The organism is Streptomyces sp. NPDC043680, assembly GCF_056436685.1.
Map to the genome: position 1 here is coordinate 122,916 of NZ_JBWKCE010000016.1, position 23,327 is coordinate 146,242.

At 70.9% G+C, this 23,327-nt stretch carries 22 protein-coding genes and 1 riboswitch; of the genes, 6 read left to right on the plus strand and 16 right to left on the minus strand.

The annotated features are described in order from the left end of the window. Nucleotides 1–31: 31 nt before the first annotated feature. Complete coding sequence (locus AC0666_RS26525) at nt 32–742, plus strand: pyridoxamine 5'-phosphate oxidase family protein (RefSeq protein ID WP_468972071.1); 711 nt, start codon at nt 32–34, stop codon at nt 740–742. Here AC0666_RS26525 and AC0666_RS26530 read toward each other — a convergent pair. Continuing rightward, the gene (locus AC0666_RS26530; protein ID WP_478708412.1) at nt 724–1,782 is read right to left on the minus strand and encodes a DMT family transporter; all 1,059 of its coding nucleotides are present in this window, start codon (nt 1,780–1,782) and stop codon (nt 724–726) included. The genes AC0666_RS26525 and AC0666_RS26530 overlap by 19 nt on opposite strands. 152 nt (nt 1,783–1,934) lie before the next feature. Continuing rightward, the gene (locus AC0666_RS26535; protein WP_468972075.1) at nt 1,935–2,894 is read right to left on the minus strand and encodes an EamA family transporter; all 960 of its coding nucleotides are present in this window, start codon (nt 2,892–2,894) and stop codon (nt 1,935–1,937) included. A 171-nt stretch (nt 2,895–3,065) separates the two neighbouring features. Here AC0666_RS26535 and AC0666_RS26540 point away from each other — a divergent pair, with 171 nt between their 5' ends. Further along, the gene (locus tag AC0666_RS26540; RefSeq protein ID WP_468972076.1) at nt 3,066–3,494 is read left to right on the plus strand and encodes a type II toxin-antitoxin system Rv0910 family toxin; all 429 of its coding nucleotides are present in this window, start codon (nt 3,066–3,068) and stop codon (nt 3,492–3,494) included. An 83-nt stretch (nt 3,495–3,577) separates the two neighbouring features. Here the strand turns inward: AC0666_RS26540 and AC0666_RS26545 are convergent, their stop codons facing one another. Next, a complete protein-coding gene (locus tag AC0666_RS26545) occupies nt 3,578–4,198 on the minus strand; it encodes a PadR family transcriptional regulator (RefSeq protein WP_468972077.1) in 621 nt (206 codons plus the stop codon). Nucleotides 4,199–4,399: 201 nt separating this feature from the next. On the opposite strand from AC0666_RS26545, the gene AC0666_RS26550 reads away from it, so the two are divergent. Then, complete coding sequence (locus tag AC0666_RS26550; protein ID WP_478708413.1) at nt 4,400–5,218, plus strand: PhzF family phenazine biosynthesis protein; 819 nt, start codon at nt 4,400–4,402, stop codon at nt 5,216–5,218. A gap of 16 nt (nt 5,219–5,234) precedes the next feature. On the opposite strand, the gene AC0666_RS26555 is transcribed toward AC0666_RS26550, so the two are convergent. Next, on the minus strand, nt 5,235–6,053 hold the full coding sequence (locus AC0666_RS26555; RefSeq protein ID WP_468586360.1) for a CPBP family intramembrane glutamic endopeptidase: 819 nt from the start codon (nt 6,051–6,053) through the stop codon (nt 5,235–5,237). A 76-nt stretch (nt 6,054–6,129) separates the two neighbouring features. Next, nucleotides 6,130–7,665 carry a glutamate-cysteine ligase family protein gene (locus AC0666_RS26560; protein WP_478708414.1) on the minus strand — a complete coding sequence of 512 codons (1,536 nt, stop codon included), beginning with the start codon at nt 7,663–7,665 and terminating at the stop codon, nt 6,130–6,132. Between the two features lie 495 nt (nt 7,666–8,160). Here AC0666_RS26560 and AC0666_RS26565 point away from each other — a divergent pair, with 495 nt between their 5' ends. Both AC0666_RS26565 and AC0666_RS26570 read left to right on the plus strand, forming a co-directional pair. Then, nucleotides 8,161–8,781, plus strand: a complete 621-nt coding sequence (locus AC0666_RS26565) for a hypothetical protein (protein WP_361722916.1) — start codon at nt 8,161–8,163, stop codon at nt 8,779–8,781. A gap of 279 nt (nt 8,782–9,060) precedes the next feature. Continuing rightward, nucleotides 9,061–9,267 (plus strand): DUF5999 family protein, encoded by a 207-nt coding sequence (locus AC0666_RS26570; RefSeq protein WP_356852505.1) that lies wholly within the window; start codon nt 9,061–9,063, stop codon nt 9,265–9,267. Between the two features lie 160 nt (nt 9,268–9,427). Here the strand turns inward: AC0666_RS26570 and gcvP are convergent, their stop codons facing one another. Next, nucleotides 9,428–12,313 carry an aminomethyl-transferring glycine dehydrogenase gene (gene gcvP, locus AC0666_RS26575; protein ID WP_468972081.1) on the minus strand — a complete coding sequence of 962 codons (2,886 nt, stop codon included), beginning with the start codon at nt 12,311–12,313 and terminating at the stop codon, nt 9,428–9,430. A 199-nt stretch (nt 12,314–12,512) separates the two neighbouring features. Beyond that, a riboswitch (glycine riboswitch) is annotated at nt 12,513–12,611 on the minus strand. A gap of 113 nt (nt 12,612–12,724) precedes the next feature. Between gcvP and AC0666_RS26580 the strand changes: the two genes are divergently transcribed. Then, a complete protein-coding gene (locus AC0666_RS26580) occupies nt 12,725–13,129 on the plus strand; it encodes a PRC-barrel domain-containing protein (RefSeq protein WP_468972083.1) in 405 nt (134 codons plus the stop codon). Here AC0666_RS26580 and AC0666_RS26585 read toward each other — a convergent pair. From AC0666_RS26585 to clsA, 10 genes are all read right to left on the minus strand, one after another. After that, the gene (locus AC0666_RS26585; RefSeq protein ID WP_478708415.1) at nt 13,126–14,523 is read right to left on the minus strand and encodes a DNA polymerase IV; all 1,398 of its coding nucleotides are present in this window, start codon (nt 14,521–14,523) and stop codon (nt 13,126–13,128) included. The genes AC0666_RS26580 and AC0666_RS26585 overlap by 4 nt on opposite strands. Before the next feature lie 79 nt (nt 14,524–14,602). Continuing rightward, nucleotides 14,603–15,241, minus strand: coding sequence for a MerR family transcriptional regulator (locus AC0666_RS26590; RefSeq protein ID WP_468586369.1), 639 nt, complete (start codon nt 15,239–15,241; stop codon nt 14,603–14,605). A 191-nt stretch (nt 15,242–15,432) separates the two neighbouring features. Then, nucleotides 15,433–15,906: a bifunctional nuclease family protein gene (locus AC0666_RS26595; RefSeq protein WP_030009777.1), complete on the minus strand. Its 474-nt coding sequence runs from the start codon at nt 15,904–15,906 to the stop codon at nt 15,433–15,435. 52 nt (nt 15,907–15,958) lie between these two features. Further along, nucleotides 15,959–16,723, minus strand: a complete 765-nt coding sequence (gene ftsR, locus AC0666_RS26600) for a transcriptional regulator FtsR (RefSeq protein WP_468972087.1) — start codon at nt 16,721–16,723, stop codon at nt 15,959–15,961. Between the two features lie 68 nt (nt 16,724–16,791). Next, nucleotides 16,792–17,733, minus strand: coding sequence for an FHA domain-containing protein (locus AC0666_RS26605; RefSeq protein WP_361722949.1), 942 nt, complete (start codon nt 17,731–17,733; stop codon nt 16,792–16,794). 82 nt (nt 17,734–17,815) lie between these two features. Further along, nucleotides 17,816–18,625, minus strand: a complete 810-nt coding sequence (locus AC0666_RS26610) for a DUF881 domain-containing protein (RefSeq protein WP_468586373.1) — start codon at nt 18,623–18,625, stop codon at nt 17,816–17,818. 5 nt (nt 18,626–18,630) lie between these two features. Beyond that, nucleotides 18,631–18,963: a small basic family protein gene (locus tag AC0666_RS26615; RefSeq protein WP_030158423.1), complete on the minus strand. Its 333-nt coding sequence runs from the start codon at nt 18,961–18,963 to the stop codon at nt 18,631–18,633. Beyond that, nucleotides 18,960–19,865, minus strand: coding sequence for a DUF881 domain-containing protein (locus AC0666_RS26620; protein WP_468972091.1), 906 nt, complete (start codon nt 19,863–19,865; stop codon nt 18,960–18,962). Before AC0666_RS26620 ends, AC0666_RS26615 begins: the two co-directional genes overlap by 4 nt. Before the next feature lie 112 nt (nt 19,866–19,977). Next, on the minus strand, nt 19,978–22,473 hold the full coding sequence (locus AC0666_RS26625; protein WP_468586377.1) for a sugar phosphate nucleotidyltransferase: 2,496 nt from the start codon (nt 22,471–22,473) through the stop codon (nt 19,978–19,980). A gap of 100 nt (nt 22,474–22,573) precedes the next feature. Next, complete coding sequence (gene clsA / locus AC0666_RS26630) at nt 22,574–23,164, minus strand: cardiolipin synthase ClsA (protein ID WP_468972093.1); 591 nt, start codon at nt 23,162–23,164, stop codon at nt 22,574–22,576. Nucleotides 23,165–23,327: the final 163 nt, after the last annotated feature.

A 23,327-nucleotide genomic window follows, 5' to 3' on the forward strand; every position in this document is an offset into this window, starting at 1 on the left:
AATTATGCACTAGTACAACGGAGCTCGCGCCATGACCGCCACGACCGAGACGCACGAGACGAACGGGACCCACGGGACCCCCGAGGCGGCCGCCGCCTACGAGCCCACCGACCGGACCGTCCCGACCCGCTCGCGCGAGCGGGCGAGCTACGACCGCGAGACGGTCCACGCGATACTCGACCAGGCCTACGTCTGCCACCTCGGCTTCGTCCGCGACGGCGCCCCGGTGGTCCTGCCGACCCTCTACGGCCGCGTCGGCGAGACCCTCTACGTCCACGGCTCGACGGGCTCGCGCCCCCTGCGCGCGGCGGGCCAGGCGGACCCCGGGCTGCCCGTCTGCCTGACCGTGACGCATGTCGACGGCCTGGTGCTGGCCCGCTCGGCCTTCCACCACTCCATCAACTACCGCTCGGTCGTGGTGCACGGCACGGCCTACCAGGTGACCGACGAGGACGAGCGCCGGATGGCCCTCGACGCCCTCGTCGACCACGTGGTCCCGGGCCGCTCGGCCGACTCGCGGCCCGCCAACGCCAAGGAACTCGCCGCCACCGCGGTGATCCGCCTCGATCTGGCCGAGGTGTCCGCGAAGATCCGCACCGGCGGCCCCAACGACGAGCCCGAGGACATGGACCTGCCCTACTGGTCGGGTGTGGTCCCGGTCGCGCCGGTGCACGGATCTCCGGTCCCGGCCGACGACCTGGCCCCCGGGATCCCCGCGCCGGACTACCTCGCGGCGCTCTGAGCCGGCGCGGCGGCGGGCCTGTCCTCGGGCCCGCCGGCAGCAGGCCCGCCGTCCGCCGGCCCGTCGACCGCGGGCCCGTCGGCCGCGGGCCCGCTCCCGGCCGGCCTGCGCGCCTCGGCCGCGATGAGCGCTCCGACCGAGCTCAGCAGGAGCACGGTGCCCAGCACCACCGATCCCGTCAGCCGCTCGCCCAGCAGCAGAACGGCCAGCACCGCCGCACTGACCGGCTCGATCAGCATGATCACCGACACGGTCGCGGCCCGTACGGCGGCGGCCCCGGTGAAGTACAGCGCGTACGCCAGCGCCGTCGGGACGGTGGCGACGTACACCAGCAGCCACAGCACCCGCCCCGGTTCGGCGGTGTGCGGCAGCAGCCCCTCCAGCGCGGCGAGCGGCAGCAGGCACACGGCGCCGACCCCGACCGACCAGGCGGTGGTGACCAGCGGATCGCCGCCCGCCCCGCGCCGCCCGAGCAGGCGGGCCCGCAGGGTCATCCCGGCGTACCCGGCGGCCGACAGCAGCGCCAGGCCGACCCCGAGCGGCCGCACCTCACCGCCCCCGCCGCCGAGCACCAGGACCGCGAGCCCGCCGAGCGCGCCGGCGACGGCGGTCACCCCGCCCCGGCCGAGCCGCTCGCCCATCCAGTACCGCGCCCCGAGCGCGATCAGCACGGGACCCGCGCCGAGGGTGACGACCGTGCCGACCGCGAGGCCGGTCTCGCTCACGGAGCCGAAGTACGCGGACTGGAACAGCGTGAACATGAGGCCGGTCCCGATGAGCGACCCCACCGAGGGCCGCTCCCGCTCCCGGCCCTGCCCCCCGCCCCGGCCGGGCCGGCGTACGGCGAGCACTCCGAGGAGCACCACCAGCCCGCCCGCGCAACGCCAGAAGGACAGGGCGAGGGGGCCGAGGTCACTGGCCAGGAAGAGGAGGGAGGCGACCGCCCCGGCGGTGCCCCAGGCGGCTCCGGCGACGACGAGATACAGCAGACTGCGCCCGGCAGCGGGCGAATGGTTCGACACGAGAAGTGCTCCGCGCATGCGTGTGAAGGATGAAAGAGGCAGGTCATCGCTTCGCGGGCAGCGCGAACCAGCCCGGGGTCCGCCCGGGCCGGGTCTTGGCTTGGTGGCAGCCGCCCGCGCTACGCGGCGGCGGGAGGCGGAAGCACGGCAGTCGAAGGCATGCCGCCACCCTAGGCGGTGGTCGCCTCCCGGTCCAACGCGGCGGCGGCGTCGCCGGCCCCGGGCGGAGTCGGCCGCGAGGACTGCGCGATGAAGGCGCCGCCCAGCACCAGCGCGCCGCCGACGATCTGCGGGGTGGAAAGGTGCTCGTTCAGCAGCACCCACGCGAACACGGTGGCCACGACCGCTTCGAGGCAGGCCACCACACCCGCGACCTGCGGCGAGAGCTTGCGCACCGAGACGACACCGGTCAGGTACGCGAAGACGGTCGCGACCAGCACCACCCAGCCGAGCAGCAGCAGCGCGGGCACCGTCAGAGCGCCCATCCGGGCCGGTCCGCCCAGCACCTGCCAGTCGATCTCCCACGGCCGGGCGATCACCGTCATCACCAGCGCACCGACGAGCATGCCGTACGCGATGACGCCGAGCGGGTCGGGCACGTCCTCCCCGTCGGCGCCCTGGTCGGCGAAGACGAAGTAGAAGGCCTGGCAGCAGGCGGCGGCGAGGCCGAGCAGCACCCCGAGCGGGTCCAGGCTCAGGCCGGACCAGATCTCCACCACGCAGGCCAGCCCCACGACGGCCACGGCGGCCCCGGCTGCGGCCGCGCGCGTCACCGGCTTGCGCTGCACGAACCGGATCCAGCCGAGCAGGAGGGCGGGGCCGAGGTACTCCAGCAGCAGGGCCACGCCCACCGGGATCCGGGACAGGGAGGCGAAGTAGAAGGCCTGCACGCCCGCGACGGCGACCAGGCCGAATCCGGCCAGCAGCAGGGGCTTGCGGAAGACGAGGTCGCGGTGGCGCCAGGCCAGCGGGGACAGCACCAGCGCCGCCCCGGCCACCCTGAGCCACACCATGTGCAGCGGATCCAGACCCGCTTCGATGAGCGGCTTGGCCGCCACTCCCGAACCGCCGAACGCGACCGCCGAGACCAGTGCGAGGCCCAGTCCGGCGTTTTTCCCTGAGGCTTGCATCCGGCCATCATGACAGGGCCCGTCAGGACCGTCACGGCGGTGACGCCTGTTGAGACGCACCCGGTACCCGCCGTGACCGGGCCGATGGTTTCTGACAGGTCGTCAGTATTGAATGTTCCACCCGCCGGGGCTACGTTCCGCCGCACGTACCCGACGAGAAGGGGTGGTCGCATGGCTGAAGTCACCGCGGAATCACGCATCGAGGCGCCCGCCGCGAAGATCTGGGCCCAGCTGACGGACTGGGCGGCGTACGGACAGTGGAGCACGACCCACACCAGCTTCCCGAACGGCGGCCCCGAGACCCTCGCGGTCGGCGCCACCTTCGCGGAGAACATGAAGATGATGGGCTTTCCGGCCGAGGTCGTCTGGACCGTGTCGGAGCTGGAGGACGAGCGGCTCTTCGCCATCACGGGCAAGGGCCCGATGGGCGTGGCCGTCCTCACCCGCTACACCCTGGTTCCGGACGGCGCCGCCACCACCGTGCGCATCGACGGGGAGTTCACCGGGGCGGCCGTCTCCCTGATGGCGGGCAAGCTCAAGGACTCGGCCACCGCCGCACTGAACGAGTCGCTGCGCAAGCTGGCCGGCCTGGTCGCCTGACCCCTCCGAGCACGTCCGCACGTACGCCGGCGCGCCCCGCGGGATGACTCGCGGGGCGCGCTGCGACGGGGGGAGCGGTCGGCTCAGTGCTCGTCGGCCAGGATCAGGTAGAGCTTCTTGCGGGCGTCGTTGATGACCGAGAGGGCCTTTTCGCGCTGCTCGGGCGAGCCGGTCTTGAAGACCTGCCCGAAGGCCTCCATCAGGCCGAACCCGGCCGTCCGGATCTCGTGCATCGCCTCGAAGTCGAAGCCGCGGCCGGCCTCGGCCCACGGGGCCCCGGAGCCCGACTCGGCCTCCGTGCGGCCCGCGTCCGTGAGCGTGAACAGCTTCTTGCCGCCCTCGCTCTCGCTGGTGATCAGACCCTCGTCCTCCAGAAGCTGGAGGGTGGGGTACACCGAGCCGGGGCTGGGCTTCCAGGCCCCGCCACTGCGCTCGCCGATCTCCTGGATCATCTCGTAGCCGTGCATCGGGCGGTCCTTGAGCAGCGCCAGGATCGAGGCGCGCACATCGCCCCGCCGGGCCCGGCCGCGCGGTCCGCCGCGTCCGCCCCGCCCGCCGAAGGGTCCGCCTCCGAAGGGCGGCCCGAAGGGGCCGAAGGCGGCGCGCAGCCCCCTGAACTCCTCCCGACGATCGGGCCCGCAGTGGCCGTGGCCCCGTCCGTGCTCATGTCCGTGGCCGTGTCCGTGCTGTCCGTGTGAACGCATGACTGCGCTCCTTTCGCCTGTGTCGTGTCGTGTGTCGTGGTCGTCGCCCCGGCGGTCGCCGTTGCGATGCCTCAACTATCGCCGACCAATCGCGATGCGTCAACGATATATCGGAAACTCATACCGAACACAGGGCTGACCAGGCCAGTCCTCACGGATTGGCCTTTGTCGACGATCACAACCGGCCCCTACGGTCGGGGCATGCGCCTCCGAATCGTCGATGCCTTCACCGACCGCCCCTTCGGCGGCAACCCCGCCGGAGTCCTGCTCCTCGACGGTGCGTTCCCGCCGGACGCCTGGCTGCGACAGGTCGCAGCCGAGGTCAACCTCTCCGAGACGGCCTTCGCGCTTCCGCTGCCGGCCGGTGAGGACGCCGACTGGGCGCTGCGCTGGTTCACCCCGACCGCCGAGGTCGACATGTGCGGCCACGCGACCCTCGCCACCGCCCACGTCCTCACGGCCGCCGGCCTGGCCCGGGGCCTGATCCGGTTCAGGGCGCGGTGCGGCATCCTCACGGCGGAGGCCGCCGCGGACGGCACGATCACCCTGGACTTCCCGACGTCCTCCCTGACGCCGGTGGCGACGGTCCCTGCGGTGCAGCGCGCCCTGGGCGCCGAGATCGTGTCCGTCCACGACACCTCGGCGCACATCGGCGACCTGGTGGTCGAGCTGGCGGACGAGCGGACCGTACGGGAGCTGCGCCCCGACTTCGCCGCCCTGCGCGGCTACGCCCGGCGCGGGGTGATCGTCACCGCGGCCGCCGAGGACCCCTCCCGCGGGTACGACTTCGTCTCCCGCGGCTTCTTCCCGGCCGTCGGGATCGACGAGGACCCGGTCACCGGCAGCGCCCACACGGCGCTCGCCCCGTTCTGGGCGGCCCGCCTGGGCCGTACCGGGCTGACGGGCCTGCAGGGCGGGGACCGTACGGGCCTGGTCCGGGTCACCCTGTCCGGCGAGCGCACCCTGCTGACCGGCCACGCGGTCACGGTCGTCGACGGGGAACTCCTGGCGCGTCCCTGAGCCGGACGGCCCGCCTCTAGGGGGTCGGGAGCCAGCCCACCTTGCCCGCGAGCAGCGCGTACCCGCCGAAGGCCACGATGTCGAGCAGGGCGTGCGCGACGACGAGGGGTCCGACCCGGCCCCAGCGGCGGTAGGCCAACACGAAGACGACGCCCATCACCACGTTGCCCAGGAACCCTCCGATCCCCTGGTAGAGGTGGTACGAGCCGCGCAGCACCGAGCTGGCCACCAGCGCTCCCGTCGGCGACCAGCCCAGCTGGTCGAGCCGGCGCAGCAGGTAGGCCAGCACGATGACCTCCTCCACCACGGAGTTCTGCACCGCGGAGAGGACCAGTACGGGGAACTTCCACCACACGTCGGGCAGCGCCTCCGGCACGACCGTCAGGTTGAAGCCGCCCGCCCGCGCCGCCAGGTAGAAGGCCAGCCCCGCACTGCCGATCCCGGCCGCGACCACGGCGCCCCGGCCCAGGTCCCAGGCCGGCCGGGTCCGGTCGAGGCCGAGGACCCGCAGGCCCGGCGCCCCCTCCCGGGTCAGCAGGTGGGCGACCAGCAGCACCGGAACCAGCGCGGTGGCGATCCCGAACAGCTGCCAGGCCAGGTCCAGCCAGGGCCGGCCCGGGGCGTACGAACCGTTCAGCGTGGCGGCCTGGTCCTTGAGGCCGCCGGGCTTGGTCAGCGAGCCGATGAAGCTGATCAGCGCGGAGACGGCGCTCGCGCCCAGCGACAGCGCCAGCACGAGCAGCGTCTCGGCGCGCAGTACCCCTCGCCCGCTGCCTGGCGCCGCCTCGACCACCGGCTCCGGCTCAGCCCGCACGTCCGCCTCCCGTCCCGCCATCCCGTTCCGACCACCCCATACTGCCTCTTCACCGGGGGAACGGGATCACGGGCCTCGCGCGCCGGGCGGCCCCGGCTCAGCGCCGCAGCGGCAGCGGGGCGTCCACCTCCTCCTCCACCACTCCGACGGGCCAGGTGTGCACCGGTTCGCCCCGGTGGCTGAGCTCGCTGTAGCGGCGGGTGACCGCGGCCAGCGCGGCGTCCCGCTCCATCCCTGACGCGAGTGCCCGGTGATAGGTGTCCACCTGCCAGGTCGCCCCGTTCACCCGCCGCTGACAGCGCTCCTCGATGATGCCGAGGTAGCGGTCCCGGTCGGCGGGCTCGATGCCCCAGGCGTCCAGCCCGGCCGCCGCCATCGGCAGCAGCTCGTCCAGGACGAGGCGTACGGCGGACACGCCGGCCAGCCCGCCGCCCCGGCCGCGGCGCGGCCACCTCAGCCGGGCGTCGATCCCGTACCGGCACGCCGCGTCGAAGTTGGCCTCCGCCTCGGCGAACGGCAGCCGGGTCCACACCGGCCGCGGCTCGTCGGCGAGGGTGCGGACGAGCCCGTAGTAGAACGCGGCGTTCGCCACCACGTCGGCGACGGTCGGCCCCGCCGGCAGCACCCGGTTCTCCACCCGCAGGTGCGGCACCCCGTCGGCGACCCCGTACACGGGCCGGTTCCAGCGGTAGACGGTCCCGTTGTGCAGGACCAGCTCCTGCAGGCTCGGCACCCCGCCCTCCGCCAGGACGCGCAGCGGCTCCTCCTCGTCGCAGATCGGCAGGAGCGCGGGGAAGTAGCGGACGTTCTCCGCGAAGAGCTCGTACGCCGACTCCACCCAGCGCTCGCCGAACCAGGTCCGCGGCCGCACCCCCTGCGCCTGCAGTTCGGGCGGGCGGGTGTCGGTGGCCTGGGTGAACAGCGGCGGCCGGGACTCCCGCCAGAGCTCGCGCCCGAACAGGAACGGCGAATTGGCGCCGACGGCTATCTGCACGGCGGTCACCGCCTGCGCCGCGTTCCACACGTCGGCGAAGCGGCCCGGTGTCACCTGCAGGTGCAGTTGTACGGAGGTGCACGCGGCCTCGGGGACGATCGAACCGGTGCTCCACGTCAGCCGCTCGACGCCGTCGATGTCCAGCCGGAAGTCCTCGCCGCGCATCATCAGGATCTGCTCGTTCAGCAGCGAGTAGCGGTCCACCGCCGACAGATTGGCGGTGACGAGGTCGGAGCGGGTGATCGTCGGCAGGATGCCGATCATCACCACTCCGGCGTCGACGTCCGCGGCCTGCCGGTGGGCATAGGCGAGCCCCGTGCTCAGTTCCTCGGCGAGCTGGTCGAATACCCGGCCGCCGAGCCGGTGCGGAAGTACGTTCACCTCCAGGTTGAACATTCCGAGTTCGGTTTGGAAATCAGTGCTCGCAATCCTCTCCAGCACCTGTGCATTCACCATGCGCGGCAACCCGTCAGCGCCCGCGAGATTCAGCTCGATCTCCAACCCCATCATGTTCTTGGGTCGATCGAATCTCTTCTCTGCCAGGAGCCGCTCCAGCCCCTCCAGGCACTCGTGGAGCTTCCTGCGGTACCGATGCCGATCGGACAGGTCGAATCCGCCCGCCACGACCTTCTCCCCCATCGAAGCGTCCCCTCCTCAAGTGGCCTGGCCCCGCACACCCAGGCTCGCGTGTACGGTCGATGATGCCCCGCGGGCGTGATCCATAACGCCCGGGGAAGCGTGCGTGGCGGGGAGCGTGCGCCGGTTTGGCCGACGGGCGCTATGGCACATTCACCTGGCAAGCCGTCGACTGCAAATTCCGCGTTGGTTTTGCCGGTTCCAGATTATGGGCGCTTTCCAGCCGAGCCCCTTTCCGGTAGCCTCCGAGGTCAGCCCGACTTGTTCGCGGCTATCCGGCATGAAAGCCATCGCAGCGGGACCGGTAAGCGCCTTGTCCGCAATAGGTGGGACAGCTAGCCGAAACACTGGGTGAACACATGTCGTATAAACTCCGCAAACGAGGCAGAGAGTTGGCGCGCGGCCATTGCCCCTCAGCCCCCCTCTGGCCCCAGAATGCGACAGCGCCGTCCGCACCTGCCCCGTTCCACAGGTCTCCCAAGTGAGAGGCGACCCACCATGCCGCTGCATGTCCCTCCGGCTCCCGCGCCCGCCCTGCGCAGCGTCCTCGCGGCACTCGGTTCCCCCACCGCCGTGCACGAGGCGCACACCCCGTCCCTGCGCGCGCTGCAAGGGCCGCTGACCGCCGAACTCCCCTTGCCGGTCCACGTCCTCGACCGGCTGAACATCTCCCAGCTCGCTGCGGGAGGCCGCCCGCCCCGCACCCGGCTGACCGGCTGGCGGTTCCTGATCCGCAGCGGCGACCGCTACGTCGCCGCCGCGGACACCCGGCTGACGCCGGACGGGTGGGCCTTCTCCCATTTCTTCGAGGGCCCCTACGTGGCAGCCACCGAACGCGCCCTGCGCCAGGCGGAGTCGCTCGGCAAGAGCTACCAGCCGCGACTGCTGTCCGTACCGGAGCTGTACATGCTGACCCTGTGGCTGCACGGGGCGGTGGGTGCGGACGCCTCCGCCGGCCTGCCGGCCGCCGCGGACCTGCTGGTGCCGCTGGCGCCGGCGCCGCCCGGCATCGCCGCGTACCGGCCGCATCCCGTGTCCGAACTGCTGCCGGTGCTGACCCACCGGCTGACTCCGCCCGCCCCGCCGCTCCCCCCGTCGGTGGCCGCACCGGCCGCCTGAGCAGGCCTGATACGGGCACTGACCCGAACGACCCATTCGGTCTAGCCCACTCGGGCCACCTGCGAACCACCCGAAATGACAGGGGAGTTGACCTGAACCGCCCGCACGAGTGATGCGTCATCAATGTATGAGGACAGCTGCCGGGAAATCCCTGCGGACTCCGGTCCGGAGGGCAACACTGGGATCCTGACCAAACCAAGACGTTGAAAACGGGGGGCGGCCATGAACAAGGCATCGAGCCGCAGCACACAGACCACACCGCAGCGAAAGAACGCATCCATGTGCCAGCACCAGCCAGCATGCCCGTCAGCCGACTCCGCCGACCGGGAGGCCGCCAAGCCGGTGGCAAACCACCCGGAGCAGGGCTGGAGCCTGCTGTGCAACGGTGTCCTGCTCTTCGAGGACACCGGTGAGCTGCTGCCGGACGGCCAGATCATCGCACCGCACCGTCCGCTCGCGGCGGCGCACGTGGTGAAGGCGGCCTGACCGGCGACCGCACGCAAGAGCACCACGGAACCGCAGGGAACAGCACGGAACCGAGAAGGGGCCGGCCCGGGACTCATCATCCCGGACCGGCCCCTTCTTCATACGGTCATGTCATACGAATATGTCAGGTCGCCGTACGGCAACCCGCTCCGGCAGCCGCTCAGTTGTCGTACTCGTCCAGCGGCGGGCAGGAGCAGACCAGGTTGCGGTCGCCGAAGGCACCGTCGATACGGCGCACCGGCGGCCAGTACTTCTCCGCGGCCGTGACCCCGCCGGGGAAGACGGCCTCGTCACGGGTGTACGGGTGGTTCCACTCCCCGCCGAGCGCGGCCGCCGTGTGGGGGGCGTTCGCCAGCGGGTTGTCGTCCACCGGCCACTCGCCGCCCGCGACCCGCTCGATCTCGGCGCGGATGGCGATCATCGCGTCGCAGAAGCGGTCGATCTCGGCGAGGTCCTCGGACTCGGTCGGCTCGATCATCAGCGTGCCGGCCACCGGGAAGGACATGGTCGGCGCGTGGAACCCGTAGTCGATCAGACGCTTGGCGATGTCGTCCACGCTCACGCCCGTCGCCTTCGACAGCGGGCGCAGGTCGATGATGCACTCGTGCGCGACCAGGTTGCCCGGGCCGGTGTAGAGCACCGGGTAGTGCGGCTCCAGGCGCTTGGCGATGTAGTTCGCGCCGAGTACCGCCACCTGCGTGGCGCGCTTGAGGCCCTCGCCGCCCATGAGGCGCACGTACGACCAGGAGATCGGCAGGATGCCGGCCGAACCCCACGGCGCGGCCGAGATCGGGCCCACGCCCGTCTCGGGACCGGCCGTCGGCTGCAGCGGGTGGTTGGGCAGGTACGGGGCCAGGTGCGCCCGGACACCGACCGGACCGACACCCGGACCGCCGCCGCCGTGCGGGATGCAGAAGGTCTTGTGCAGGTTCAGGTGCGAGACGTCGCCGCCGAAGTGACCCGGCTTGGCCAGGCCCACCAGGGCGTTGAGGTTGGCGCCGTCCACGTAGACCTGGCCGCCGGCCTCGTGCACCTGGGCGCAGATGTCGGCGACGTGCTCCTCGAACACGCCGTGCGTCGAGGGGTACGTGATCATCAGCACCGCGAGCTCGTCGCGGTACTGCTCGATCTTGGCGCGCAGGTCGTCGGTGTCGACCTCGCCGTCGTCGGCCGTCTTCACCACGACCACCTTCATGCCGGCCATCACGGCGCTGGCGGCGTTGGTGCCGTGCGCGGAGGACGGGATGAGGCAGACGGTGCGCTGCTCGTCGCCGTTGGCCCGGTGGTATGCGCGCACGGCCAGCAGGCCGGCGAGCTCGCCCTGGGAGCCGGCGTTCGGCTGGATGGAGACCTTGTCGTAGCCGGTGACCTCGCAGAGACGTTCCTCCAGCTCGGTGATGAGCGTGAGGTACCCCTCGGCCTGGTCGACCGGGGCGAACGGGTGCAGCTGGCCGAACTCGGGCCAGGTGACCGGCTCCATCTCGGTGGTCGCGTTGAGCTTCATGGTGCAGGAGCCCAGCGGGATCATGCCGCGGTCCAGCGCGTAGTCCTTGTCCGCGAGCTTGCGCAGGTAGCGCAGCATCGCGGTCTCGGAGCGGTGCTGGTGGAAGACCGGGTGCGCGAGGTAGTCGTCGGAGCGCAGCAGGCCCTCGGGCAGCGCGTCGGCGGTGGTCTCGTCCAGGGCCTCGATGTCGGCGCTGACGCCGAAGGCGGCCCAGACGGCCTCGATGTCGGCGCGCAGCGTCGTCTCGTCGCAGGACAGGGAGACGTGGTCGGCGTCGACCTGGAAGAGGTTGACCCCGCCCTCGCGGGCGGCGGCGACGACCTCGGCGGCCTTGCCGGGAACCCGCGCGGTAAGGGTGTCGAAGTACGAGCCGTGGACGATCTCGACCCCGCCGGCCGTCAGACCGGCCGCGAGCAGCGCCGCGTAGCGGTGGGTGCGGCGGGCGATCGTCCGCAGGCCGTCCGGGCCGTGGTAGACGGCGTACATGCCGGCCATGACGGCGAGCAGCACCTGCGCGGTGCAGATGTTGCTGGTGGCCTTCTCACGGCGGATGTGCTGCTCACGGGTCTGCAGCGCCAGGCGGTAGGCCTTGTTGCCGTCCGCGTCCACGGAGACGCCGACGAGGCGGCCCGGCAGCGAGCGGGCGTGCTTGTCCTGGACGGCCATGTAGCCGGCGTGCGGGCCGCCGAAGCCCATCGGGACACCGAAGCGCTGGGTCGTGCCCACGGCGATGTCGGCGCCCAGCGAGCCCGGGGAGGTCAGCAGGGTGAGGGCGAGCAGGTCGGCGGAGACGGCGACGATCGCGCCGAGCTCGTGCGCCTGGTCGATGACCGGCTTGATCTCGCGTACGGCACCGGAGGCGCCCGGGTACTGGAGCAGCACACCGAAGACGCCGCGCTCGGCGACCTCGGCCGGAATGCCGGCGGACAGGTCGGCGACGACGACCTCGATGCCGATCGGCTCGGCGCGGGTCTCGATCACGGCGATGGTCTGCGGCAGCGCGTCGGCGTCCACGAGGAAGACGTTGCCCTTGGCCTTGCCCACGCGGCGGGCCAGGGTCATGGCCTCGGCGGCGGCCGTGCCCTCGTCGAGCAGGGAGGCGCCGGAGGTCGGCAGGCCGGTCAGGTCGGCGACGACGGTCTGGAAGTTGAGCAGCGCCTCCAGGCGGCCCTGCGAGATCTCCGGCTGGTAGGGCGTGTACGCCGTGTACCAGGCCGGGTTCTCCATGACGTTGCGCAGGATCACCGGCGGCGTGAAGGTCCCGTAGTAGCCGAGACCGATCATGGAGGTCAGGACCTGGTTGCGGTCGGCGAGCCGACGCAGCTCGGCCAGCACCTCGGCCTCGGTCCGTGCCCCGGGCAGATCGAGCGCCTCGGCGCTCTTGATCACGTCCGGCACGGCGGCGGCGGTCAGGTCGTCCAGCGAGCCGTAGCCCACGTGGGCGAGCATCTTGGCCTGCGCCTCGGCGTCCGGGCCGATGTGGCGCTGCTCGAAGGGGATGCCTCGCTCCAGCTGGGAGAGCGGAATGCGGTTGGCGGTCATGTACGGAGGCCTCCTGGGTCGTACGACCTGCGAGGGGCACCACGGCGCGGGCACCCGGACGGCCTCCCCCTCTGTCATCTCAACCTGAGAGCTTCACCGGGCCCTGCGGGATGTCTTCCGCACGATCCGGCTTTCACCGTCGGTGAGGAGGGGAACCGGCACTGCGCGCCCGGTACCCGCCCCTGCTTTCCAGAGTGGCCTCGTCCGTGCGGTACGTATGCCTGAGAGATTCCGGGGAGGATTTGCTCCTTCGGCGCCTCCGTCGAACTCACTCGGAGGACTCTCCCGCACAGGGTCAACAGCCGGTACCCAGCCTACCAGCGAGGTTCCGGGACCTCTTTCGAGTGGCCCCCACCCCGGAAATGCACTTTTGTAGTCATTACGGAGGAGTTGCGATCACATGGAGGTACCGTGCAGACCGACATCGATCCGCGCAGCCTGATCGGCCGCAAGGCGTTCGACCGCAACGGCACCAAGATCGGAACCATCGACGAGGTCTACCTCGACGATGCCACAGGCGTGCCGGAATGGGCGGCCGTACGCACAGGGCTCTTCAGCCGCGACGCCTTCGTGCCCCTGGAACCGAGCGAGCTGGTCGGCGACGGCCTCCGGGTCCCCTTCGAACGCTCCCTGATCAGGGACGCCCCGGACTTCGGCGTCGGCCGCCACCTCTCCCCCGAGCAGGAACTCCAGCTGTACCACCACTACGGCCTGGACGTCTCCCTCCCCTCCGACTTCCGGCCCGCGCCGCAGGACCCCGGGCCCGAGAACCGCGATTTCGGGCGGCTCGCAGGCGACGAGAACCACCCCGGCTAGCCGGCCGTCCCGCCCACCAGTGGCAGCGGATCGGTCGGTTCCAGCTCGGGATCTTCCACCCGGAACGTGCGCACCCGCCCGGGCGGCGATCCCGGCTGCTCGAACCGCACGGTCACCCGCCCGACCCCGCTGCCCTGCACCCAGCCCGGCCCGTAGACCGCATGCCGTACGTCGCTTCCGGCCGCCCAGTGCCGCTGCCGGACGGGCCCGCTGCCGGGCTCCACGGGCGGCTCCGCCGCATCCCGGTCGCCCTCGGACCCTCCGGGACCACCGGGCTCGGCGGCGGCGTCCGGCCCGCCGGTGCCCGGCTCCGGCCCGGCCGCCAGCGACTGCGCGAACAGGTCCTCCTGCGTGTAGTCCGCCAGCCCGCTCACCCCCACCCCCAGCAGCCGCACCCCGCCCGTGGTGTCCACGCCCTCCAGCAGCCGCCCCGCCGCCTCCCGCACCACCGCCGGATCATCGGTGGGCCCCCGCAGCGTCTCGGAGCGCGTCAGCGTCGAGAAGTCGTAGCGCCGGACCTTCAGCACGATCGTGCGCCCCGAGTGCCCGGACGCCCGCAGCCGCTGCACGCACCGCTCGGCGAGGCGCTGCACCTCGCCCCGGATCCGCACCCGGTCGTGCAGGTCCACGTCGAAGGTGTCCTCCACCGACACGGACTTCGCGTCGCGCTCCGCGACCACCGGCCGGTCGTCCAGCCCCAGCGCCATCCGGTACAGGCCCACCCCGTGCGAACGCCCGACCATCCGGATCAGCTCGTCCTCACCGGCCTCCGCCAGCTCCCCCACCGTGGTGATCCCGGCCCGCCGCAGGTGCTCCCCGGTGGCGGGCCCCACTCCGGGCAGGGTCCGTACCGACATCGGCGCGAGCAGCTCCCGCTCCGTGCCGACCTCGATCAGCAGCAGACCGTCGGGCTTGGCCTCTTCGGAGGCCACTTTGGCCAGCATCTTCGAGCCGGCGAGCCCCACGGAGGCGCTCAGCCCGGTCGCGGCCAGGATCTCGGCCCGCAGCCGCTCACCGGCAGCACGGGCGCTCACCGCGTCGAAGGCGGCGCCGCCCGCCTCCAGGTCCACGAAGGCCTCGTCCAGGCTCAGCGGCTCCACCAGCGGCGACAGCTCCCGCAGCAGGGCCATGACCACATCGCTGACCGCCCGGTACAGGGTGAAGCGCGGGATCAGGTAGGCCCCGTTCGGACACAACCTCCTGGCCTGGGCCATCGGCATCGCCGAGTGCACCCCGAAGCGCCTGGCCTCGTACGAGGCGGTGGCGACGACCCCGCGCGGTCCCAGCCCGCCGACGATCACGGCCTTCCCGCGCAGGCTCGGCTTCGACGCCTGCTCCACGGAGGCGTAGAAGGCGTCCATGTCCAGGTGGAGGATGGTCGGCGCGGATCTCACAGCACCGATGCTGCCTCACACCACTGACAATGCGGGAGTCCGTACGGGTGCGGGCCGGCCGGCGTCGGCCGGACGCCGGCTAGCCGGCCCGGTTGCGCCGCGCTGCCAGCTCGTCGGCCGGGTTGTGTCCGAGGACCGTCTCGCCGGTGTCGACCCGCTCCCCGTGGAGCTGCGACAGCGCCTTCTCCACGTCGCGCCAGACCACCCCCACGGCGATGCCGAAGATGCCCTGACCGCCCTCCAGCAGGCTCACCACCTGGTCCGGTGAGGTGCACTCGTACACGGTGGCGCCGTCGCTCATCAGCGTCATGCGCTCCAGGTCCGAGAAACCCCGGTCGCGCAGGTGCTGCACGGCGGTGCGGATGTTCTGCAGCGCCACCCCGGTGTCCAGGAAGCGCTTGACGATCTTGAGGACGACGACGTCGCGGAAGCTGTAGAGGCGCTGGGTGCCGGAGCCGAACGCGGGGCGCACCGTGGGCTCCACCAGCCCGGTGCGCGCCCAGTAGTCCAGCTGCCGGTACGTGATGCCCGCCGCGGCACATGCCGTCGGTCCGCGGTAGCCGACCTGCTCGGGTGCCGGATCGCCACCCGCCGGGCCGGCCGGGGCCGCCTCCGGCTGACGGCGCGCGGGTCTGGCCGCACTGCCGTGGAGCGGGTACGGCCCACTGTCACTCCGTGCGGGGATGCCCCCGGTCGTACCGTCGCCCGTGACTCTCACGCCGACCCTCCGTCCTTGACCTGCCCCCTCGAAGGTAGGCAGTCACCAGGGGTGCGTCAACGATCGCCACACTCGGCACGCCGAGTGATAATCACCCTGAGAGTGGTTTCCCGTGCCCCGTACCGGGGAAAGGCTACTCGAATGGGCTGTCAGCGCTTCGTGGGCGACCACCGGACGGCACGGCCGAGGTTCTACTGCGGGCCGGTTCCGAAGTCCTCGGGGGAGATCTGGTCGAGGAACTCGCGGAACTTCTCCACCTCGTCCTCCTGCTCGTCCGGAATCGCGATACCGGCGTCGTCCAACACGCCGTCGCTGCCGTAGATCGGCGTTCCCGTGCGCAGGGCCAACGCTATGGCATCCGAAGGCCGCGCGCTCACCTCCACCCCACTGGCGAAGACCAGCTCCGCGTAGAAGACGCCCTCCCGCAGGTCCGTGATCCGGACCTCGGTGAGCTCCTCGCCGATCGCCTCCAGCACGTCCTTGAAAAGGTCGTGCGTCAGCGGCCGGGCAGGGGCCATGCCCTGCTGCGCGAAGGCAATGGCGGTCGCCTCCCCAGGTCCGATCCAGATGGGGAGGTACCGGTCGCCTCCCACTTCACGCAGGAGCACGATCGGTTGGTTGGAGGGCATTTCCACCCGGACACCCACAACGTCGAGCTCGTTCACACAGCAACCCTAGGACCTGCCCGGCAGGTTTGGGTAGTCGGGCCCTCGCCGCTCAGCGCAGACGGACCCCGAGAGCGGTCTCCACGAGGGCCTCGTGCAGGCGTACGGAGAGCCCCGCGAGCTCCTTCATGGTGGCCTCGGCATGGGCCCGGGTCTGCGGATTGCGGTGCCGCCGCAGCGGCGCCACGACCTGCTCCACCAGGCCCGCCTCCCGGTCCGCGGCGGCCTTCATCGCCCTCAGGTGCCGGGGTTCCAGCCCGAAGCGGCCCAGATCGGCCACCAGGCGGGCCACCGTGACCGTCTCGCCGTCGAATCCGCCGCCGGGTTCCTCCGCGATCAGCCCGTACGACTCCCACTCGGCCAGCTGCGCCTCGTCCACCTCGGCCGCGGCGATCAGCTCGGCCCGGCCCACCCGGGCCGCGGCGGGCCGTTCCCGAGCCGCCTCCGGGTATCCCGCGGAGGCCGCCGACGGGTCGGCGGCGTCCCCGTGCGCCGTGGGCGCCGGGATGCGGATCTGCTCACCGCGGTCGAGCGCGTCCAGCTGCTCGCGGATCACCTTCAACGGCAGGTAGTGGTCGCGCTGCAGCCGCAGGATGCGGGCGAGGCGCTCCACGTCCTCCGTGCTGAACTTGCGATATCCCGAAGGCGTGCGCCGCGGCTCGACGAGCCCCTCCGCCTCCAGGAAACGAATCTTCGAAATCGTGACTTCGGGGAACTCGTCGCGCAGCATCGTGAGCACCGTGCCGATGCTCACCAGCCGCCCGGCCGAGCCGGCGGTGCCGTTCTTCTCGGCACCGCCGGTCGTGGTACGCAGCATGGGACCTTCCCTGGTGGGTCCCCCCTGGGACACCTCCCGGCATGCCGGGGGCGGGGTCTGGGGGAGGGTCAGATACCCCGCAGACTCGCGTAGAAGACCAGTCGGTACTTGCCGATCTGCACCTCGTCGCCGTTGTGCAGGGCGACGGAGTCGATCGGCTCGCGGTTCACGTACGTGCCGTTGAGGCTGCCGACGTCGGAGACGGTGAAACCGCCGTCCTGGCTCCTGCGGAACTCGACATGCCGCCGGGAGACGGTGACGTCGTCCAGGAAGATGTCGCTCTGCGGGTGCCGGCCCGCCGTGGTCAGCTCACCGTCCAGCAGGAAGCGGCTGCCCGAGTTGGGACCGCGCCGCACGATCAGCAGGGCGGAACCCGGGGGCAGTGCTTCCACCGCGGCCTGGGCCTCGGGGGACAGGGAGGACGACACGTGCTGTCCCGACGCCTCGGCCTCGTAGGCCTCAAGGCCCGAGATCGAGATCGTGGACGTGGTCTCCGAGGCACGCTCCGGCGTCAGGCCCGCCCGCAGCGGCGCCCCGCAGTTCGAGCAGAACCGGCTCGCCGCATCGCTGCGGTGCCCGCACCTGCTGCACACCTGCTCGGCCGACATGGACGGCTCCTCGCGCCGCGGCTGCCCCGCGGAGGCATTGGTGGCGTACGGGTCGGGGGCAAACCCTCCACCCGTGGTTGAGGTCGATGGTTCACCGAAACCTATGCGGCCGGAACCGGCAGGGTCAACAGCCGACCCACCCTGCGCACCCGGAACATCACCCGGGCCGGCGACCTCGTCCCGGAAGAGCGGCCGGTCGCCCTGCCCTTCCACCTCCCCCTGCCCCGCACGGTGCCTGGCCGCACCGCTTTCCTCACGGCTCTTCTTGCCGAACAACTTCTCAAACAACTTCACGGGCGATTCCCCTTGACCGAAACAGACCCGCCCGTGGGGCAGGACGAACTCCGAATGCACACACCTGCCGACCCGGACATTCTCACAACGTCCGTAACCACCAGACAGTTTCCACCACGCACCGCGACTTCGGCGCGTCGACCCCCCGCAGGCACCCGCCCGCGTGGGCCCATCCGCTCTCCGTCCCGCATCACGACGATGACGACCGAGCGTAGTCAGGCTGCTTCGCAGGCCGCAAGGCGTCCACAACGATCTTCGCCGACCGTGTGACGGCGACGGTGGCCTGCTCCTTCTCCAGCGTCTGCACGACACCTCCCGGGATGTTCAGCGCCGGCTCCAGATCCTGCGGCTTGCCGATCACCCTGAACTCGTAGGGTTGTGTGATCTTCTTACCGTCGATGCCGATGCCGCCGCCCTCGTCCGAGAAATACGAGCCCGCCACGATGCGCACCCCGTTGACCTGGATCGCCTCGGCCCCGGCCGCCCGCAGCTCCTGGAGCGTGTCCAGCAGCTGGTCGGACTGCACCTGATTCCCGGGATCGGTGATCCGCAGCGTGATGCCGGGCCCCTGCGCAGCCACCGTACCGGCCAGGATGCCGAGTTGGCGCTCCTTCTCCACGGTCTGCCTGCGCGCCTCCTCGGCCTGGTTCGAGCTGCTCTCCAGCTCCCTGCGCTGATCCTCCAACTGCTGCTTCTCGTCCTCCAGACGCTTCGTCCGCCCGTCCAGCTCGTCAAGGATCCGTACGAGGTCCTCCTGACGGGCCCCCCGCAGGGAGCTGTTGTCACTGTTGGACCGCACCTGGATGGCCAGCCCCAGACCGAGGACGAACAGCAGCAACGCGACGATCAGTTGGGCCCGGCTCACCCGCGGCGGCCACAGACCCGCCGCCAGCCGCTGCCGACCTGTCTGCGGGGGCTCGGCGACCTGCGACGCCTTCCCCTCTTCCAGAGGCTGCTCGGGGACGTTCGGTTCCTCGGGCGGGGTGTCATTCGTACTCATCGGCCTCACGCCCGGAACACGTGCCGGCGGATGGCCGCGGCGTTGGAGAAGATGCGGATGCCCAGGACGACGACCACACCGGTCGACAGCTGGGAGCCCACGCCCAGCTTGTCACCGAGGAAGACGATCAGCGCGGCCACCACCACGTTCGACAGGAACGACACCACGAAGACCTTGTCCACGAAGATGCCGTCCAGCATCGCGCGCAGACCGCCGAACACCGCGTCCAGCGCCGCCACCACGGCGATCGGCAGATAAGGCTCCACCACGGCCGGCACCTCGGGCCGGACGAGAAGTCCGACCACCACTCCGGCCACGAGGCCCAGTACCGCGATCACGATGCACCCTTCTTCGGCTCTTCTGCTGTAGCTGTACGTACGGTCAGGCTCGACGCGGCAGGCAGCCGCACCTCGTCCACGGCGGACAGCGTGTAACGAATCCCGTAGCTCTCCTGCAGCACGTGGAGGTACTGGCCGTCCGCCGAGTCCTGGAACGCGGTCCCCAACCGCTTCTTGTCCCCCACCGCCAGCACCTCGTACGGCGGGACCAGCGGCCGGTTGTCGACCAGTATCGCGTCACCCGCGGCGCGGATCGCCGACAGTGCCGTCAGCCGTTGTCCGTTGATCGAGATCGCCTCCGCCCCGGACTGCCACAGCCCGTTGACGATCTTCTGCATGTCCCGGTCCCGGAGCCGGCCGGTGTCGGAGAAGCCGGCGTTCTCCCGAGGCTTGCCCCCGCCGCCCGTGGAGGATCCCTTGGCGTCGTCCACGACCAGCTTGACCCCCGGACCCCGTACCTCCGTGGCACCCGACAACAGCGCCACCAGCTGTCCCTGGTCACCGCCGTGCTGTTTGAGCGCCTCGCGCTGGCGGCTCGCCACGTTCTCCCGTAGCCGCTCGATGTCCTGCTCCAGGCCGTCCGCGTGCTCGTCGGCCCGCTGCACCCGGTCGATCAGCTCCTGGCGCTCCTTGGCCAGCACGGGCGCCGCCACGCGCGCCTGGGCGGCACCGAGCGTGACCACCATGGCCGCGAGGACGAGGCCGGCGGCGAGCGCCAGCCTGGCTTTGAGGGTCCGCGGCAGTCCCGCCGTGCCCTCGGCCTCCCGCCGGGCCGACGCCTCCGCATAGCCCTCGTCGAGACTGTGGTCCATCACATGCGTCAGCAGCGACATGGACGCGTCCGGGCGCGCGGGCGGCGAGGCCGAACCCCGGTGGTTGAACGGCTGCGACATGCCGCTCATCGTCGCATGACGCCCCCGCCCCGACCGAATGCACCCGTCCGGCGGGCCGGGGGCGCAGCTGTGGCGCTCCCGGCCCGCCGGACCTGGCCGTACGTGTTCCGGTACCCGGCGGTCAGTGCCCGGCGCCGTCCACCACCCCCGCCCACTCGTCCAGCAGCGCCTGCGCGGACGCGTCGTCGGGCCCCTCGGCCCACAGGTGCGTCACGGCCTCCGCCGGGTCCGGCAGGACCAGCGCCCAGCGCCCGTCCGCCTCCACCACCCGCACACCGTCGGTGGTGTCGACCTGACGGTCACCGGCGGCTTCCACGACCCGCCGCATCACGAGCCCCTTCACCGCCCACGGGGTCGGTACATCGCGCTTGAGCACATGGGCGCGTGGTATCCGCGCATCGATCTGGCTCAACGTGAGCTGCGTACGGGCCACCAGCCCGATCAGCTGGACGAAGGCCGCCGATCCGTCGAAGACGCTGCTGAACTCGGGGACGATGTAGCCTCCCCGCCCGTCACCGCCGAAGATCGTGTTCTCCGCCCGGCCCACCCGGGTCAGGTCGTCGGGCGAGGTCGTCGTCCACTCCACCTGCGTGCCGTGGTACGCCGCCACCTGCTCGGCGATCCTGGTCGTGGTCACCGGCAGCGCCACCTTGCCGCTGCGCCTCTCGGCGGCCACCAGGTCCAGCAGCACCAGGAGCGCCCGGTCGTCCTCGATGATCCGGCCGCGCTCGTCCACCAGGGAGATCCGCTCCCCCACCGGGTCGAAGCGCACACCGAAGGCGGCGCGCGCCGAGGCGACGATCTCGCCGAGCCGCACCAGCCCGGCCCGCCGGGATTCCACGGTCTCCGTCGGCCTGGACTCGTCCAGGCCCGGATTGATCGTCAGCGCATCGACCCCGAGCCGGCCCAGCAGGCTGGGCAGCACGAGACCGGCGCTGCCGTTGGAGGCGTCCACGACCACCTTCAGCCCGGAATCGGCGATCCCGGTGATGTCCACGTGCCGCAGCAGTGAACCGGTGTAGGAGTCGAAGACGCTCGACGGGAACTGCAGGTCACCGATCTCGCCCGGGAAGGCGCGCCGGTACTCCTGGCGCGCGTAGACGCGATCCAGCTTGCGCTGCTGCGCCTGCGAGAGGTCCGCGCCCCGCTCGTCCAGGAACATGATGTCGACGGAATCCGGCACACCGGGCGAGGTCCTCAGCATGATCCCGCCCGCACTGCCCCGGGCGGTCTGCTGCCGCGCCACGGGCAGCGGTACGTTCTCCAGGTCCCGTACGTCGATGGCGCTGGTCTGGAGCGCCGAGATCACGGCCCGCTTCAGTGCGCGGGCGCCTCGGGAATGGTCACGTGCCGTGGTGACGATGGCGCCCTTCTTCAGCATCGTCGCGTAGGCCCCGGCGAGCCGGACCACCAGCTCGGGGGTGATCTCCACGTTCAGGATCCCGGAGACTCCCCGGGCACCGAAGAGGTGCGCCTGCCCGCGGGACTCCCAGATCACCGACGTGTTGACGAAGGCGCCGGCCTCGACCGTCTTGAAGGGGTAGACCCGCACGTTCCCCTGGACGATCGATTCCTCACCGATCAGGCACTCGTCACCGATGACGGCGCCGTCCTCGATCCGGGCGGCCCGCATGATGTCGGTGTTCTTGCCGATGACACAGCCGCGCAGGTTGCTGTGCTGGCCGATGTAGACGTTGTCGTGCACGACGGCCTTGTGCAGGAAGGCCCCGCTCTTGATGACGACGTTCGACCCGACGACCGTGTGCTCGCGGATCTCGACGCCCGCCTCGACCTTGGCGTAGTCACCGATGTAGAGCGGCCCGCGCAGCACCGCGTCGGGGCTCACCTCGGCGCCTTCGGCCACCCACACCCCGGGCGAGATCTCGAAGCCGTCCATGTCGACCTGGACCTTGCCTTCGAGTACGTCGGCCTGAGCCTTGACGTAGCTCTCGTGGGTGCCGACGTCCTCCCAGTAGCCCTCGGCGACGTAGCCGTAAATGGGTCGGCCTTCCTTCATCAGCTGCGGGAAGACGTCACCGGACCAGTCCACCGGAACATCCGGGTCCACGTAATTGAAGACCTCGGGCTCCATGACGTAGATACCGGTGTTCACGGTGTCCGAGAAGACCTGGCCCCACGTCGGCTTCTCAAGGAAACGCTCGACCTTCCCCTCTTCGTCCACGATGGTGATGCCGAATTCCAGCGGGTTCGGCACCCGGGTCAGGCACACCGTGACCAGTGCGCCCTTCTGCTTGTGGAAGTTGATCAGGTCAGTGAGGTCGAAGTCGGTGAGCGCATCGCCGGAAATGACGAGGAACGCGTCATCCTTCAAGGCCTCCTCGGCGTTCTTCACACTGCCGGCAGTGCCGAGTGGCTTCTCCTCGTTGGCATAGGTGAGCTCCATTCCGAGCTCTTCGCCGTCACCGAAATAGTTCTTGACGAGGGACGCCAGGAACTGGACGGTCACCACGGTCTCGTTGAGCCCATGCCGCTTCAGCAGCCTGAGCACGTGCTCCATGATCGGCCGGTTGGCCACGGGCAGCAGCGGCTTCGGCATGCTTGAGGTCATGGGGCGAAGACGGGTGCCTTCGCCACCGGCCATCACGACGGCCTTCATGTCGGAAGAGTCCTCCTTGAGAGACGACGTTCTCGCCGACTTCGCCCGTCCCGTACGGAGACTCCGCAGATACTGCGTGTCAGCCCGGCACCGAGCGAGCTCAATCGGCCGCGGTGTCCGCCTTCACGAGTCGGCGGACCTGCACCACGTAAAGGATTCCTGCCCACCAGTAGAGGGTTGTACCCCATCCGGCGAACGCCCATCCGAAAACTGACCCCATCCAGGCCAACCAACCCGTACCGTCACTGAGCAGCAGCAGCGGGAAGGCGTACATCAGGTTGAAGGTCGCGGCCTTGCCGAGGAAGTTGACCTGCGGCGGCGGATAGCCGTGACGGCGCAGGATCCAGACCATCACCAGCAGCATCAGCTCGCGGGCGAGCAGGGCCCCGGTAAGCCACAATGGAAGGATGCCCCGATAGGTCAGGCCGAAGAGCGTGGAGAGGATGTAGAGCCGGTCCGCAGCGGGATCCAGCAGCCGGCCGAGGCTGCTGATCTGATTCCAACGCCGCGCGAGCTTCCCGTCGAGGTAGTCACTGACCCCGCTGAGCATGAGGACGACCAGCGCCCAGGCGTCGTGCTTCTCCAGGATCAACCAGAGGAAGAGGGGCACACCGACGAGGCGAGCCATGCTCAGGATGTTCGGAATGGTGAAAATTCGGTCAGTCTGAACCCGAGTCTCCTGGACCTCCACCCGGGGGCCTCCACTGTTGAACGTGCGAACGATGCCTCCTGACCCTACAGGACCCCCGCACGGGACCAGAACGCAGAAAAGCCCCGCACCGAGCCCGGAAGGGCTGGTGCGGGGCTTCCCGCAATGATTGTTCGGCGGCGTCCTACTCTCCCACAGGGTCCCC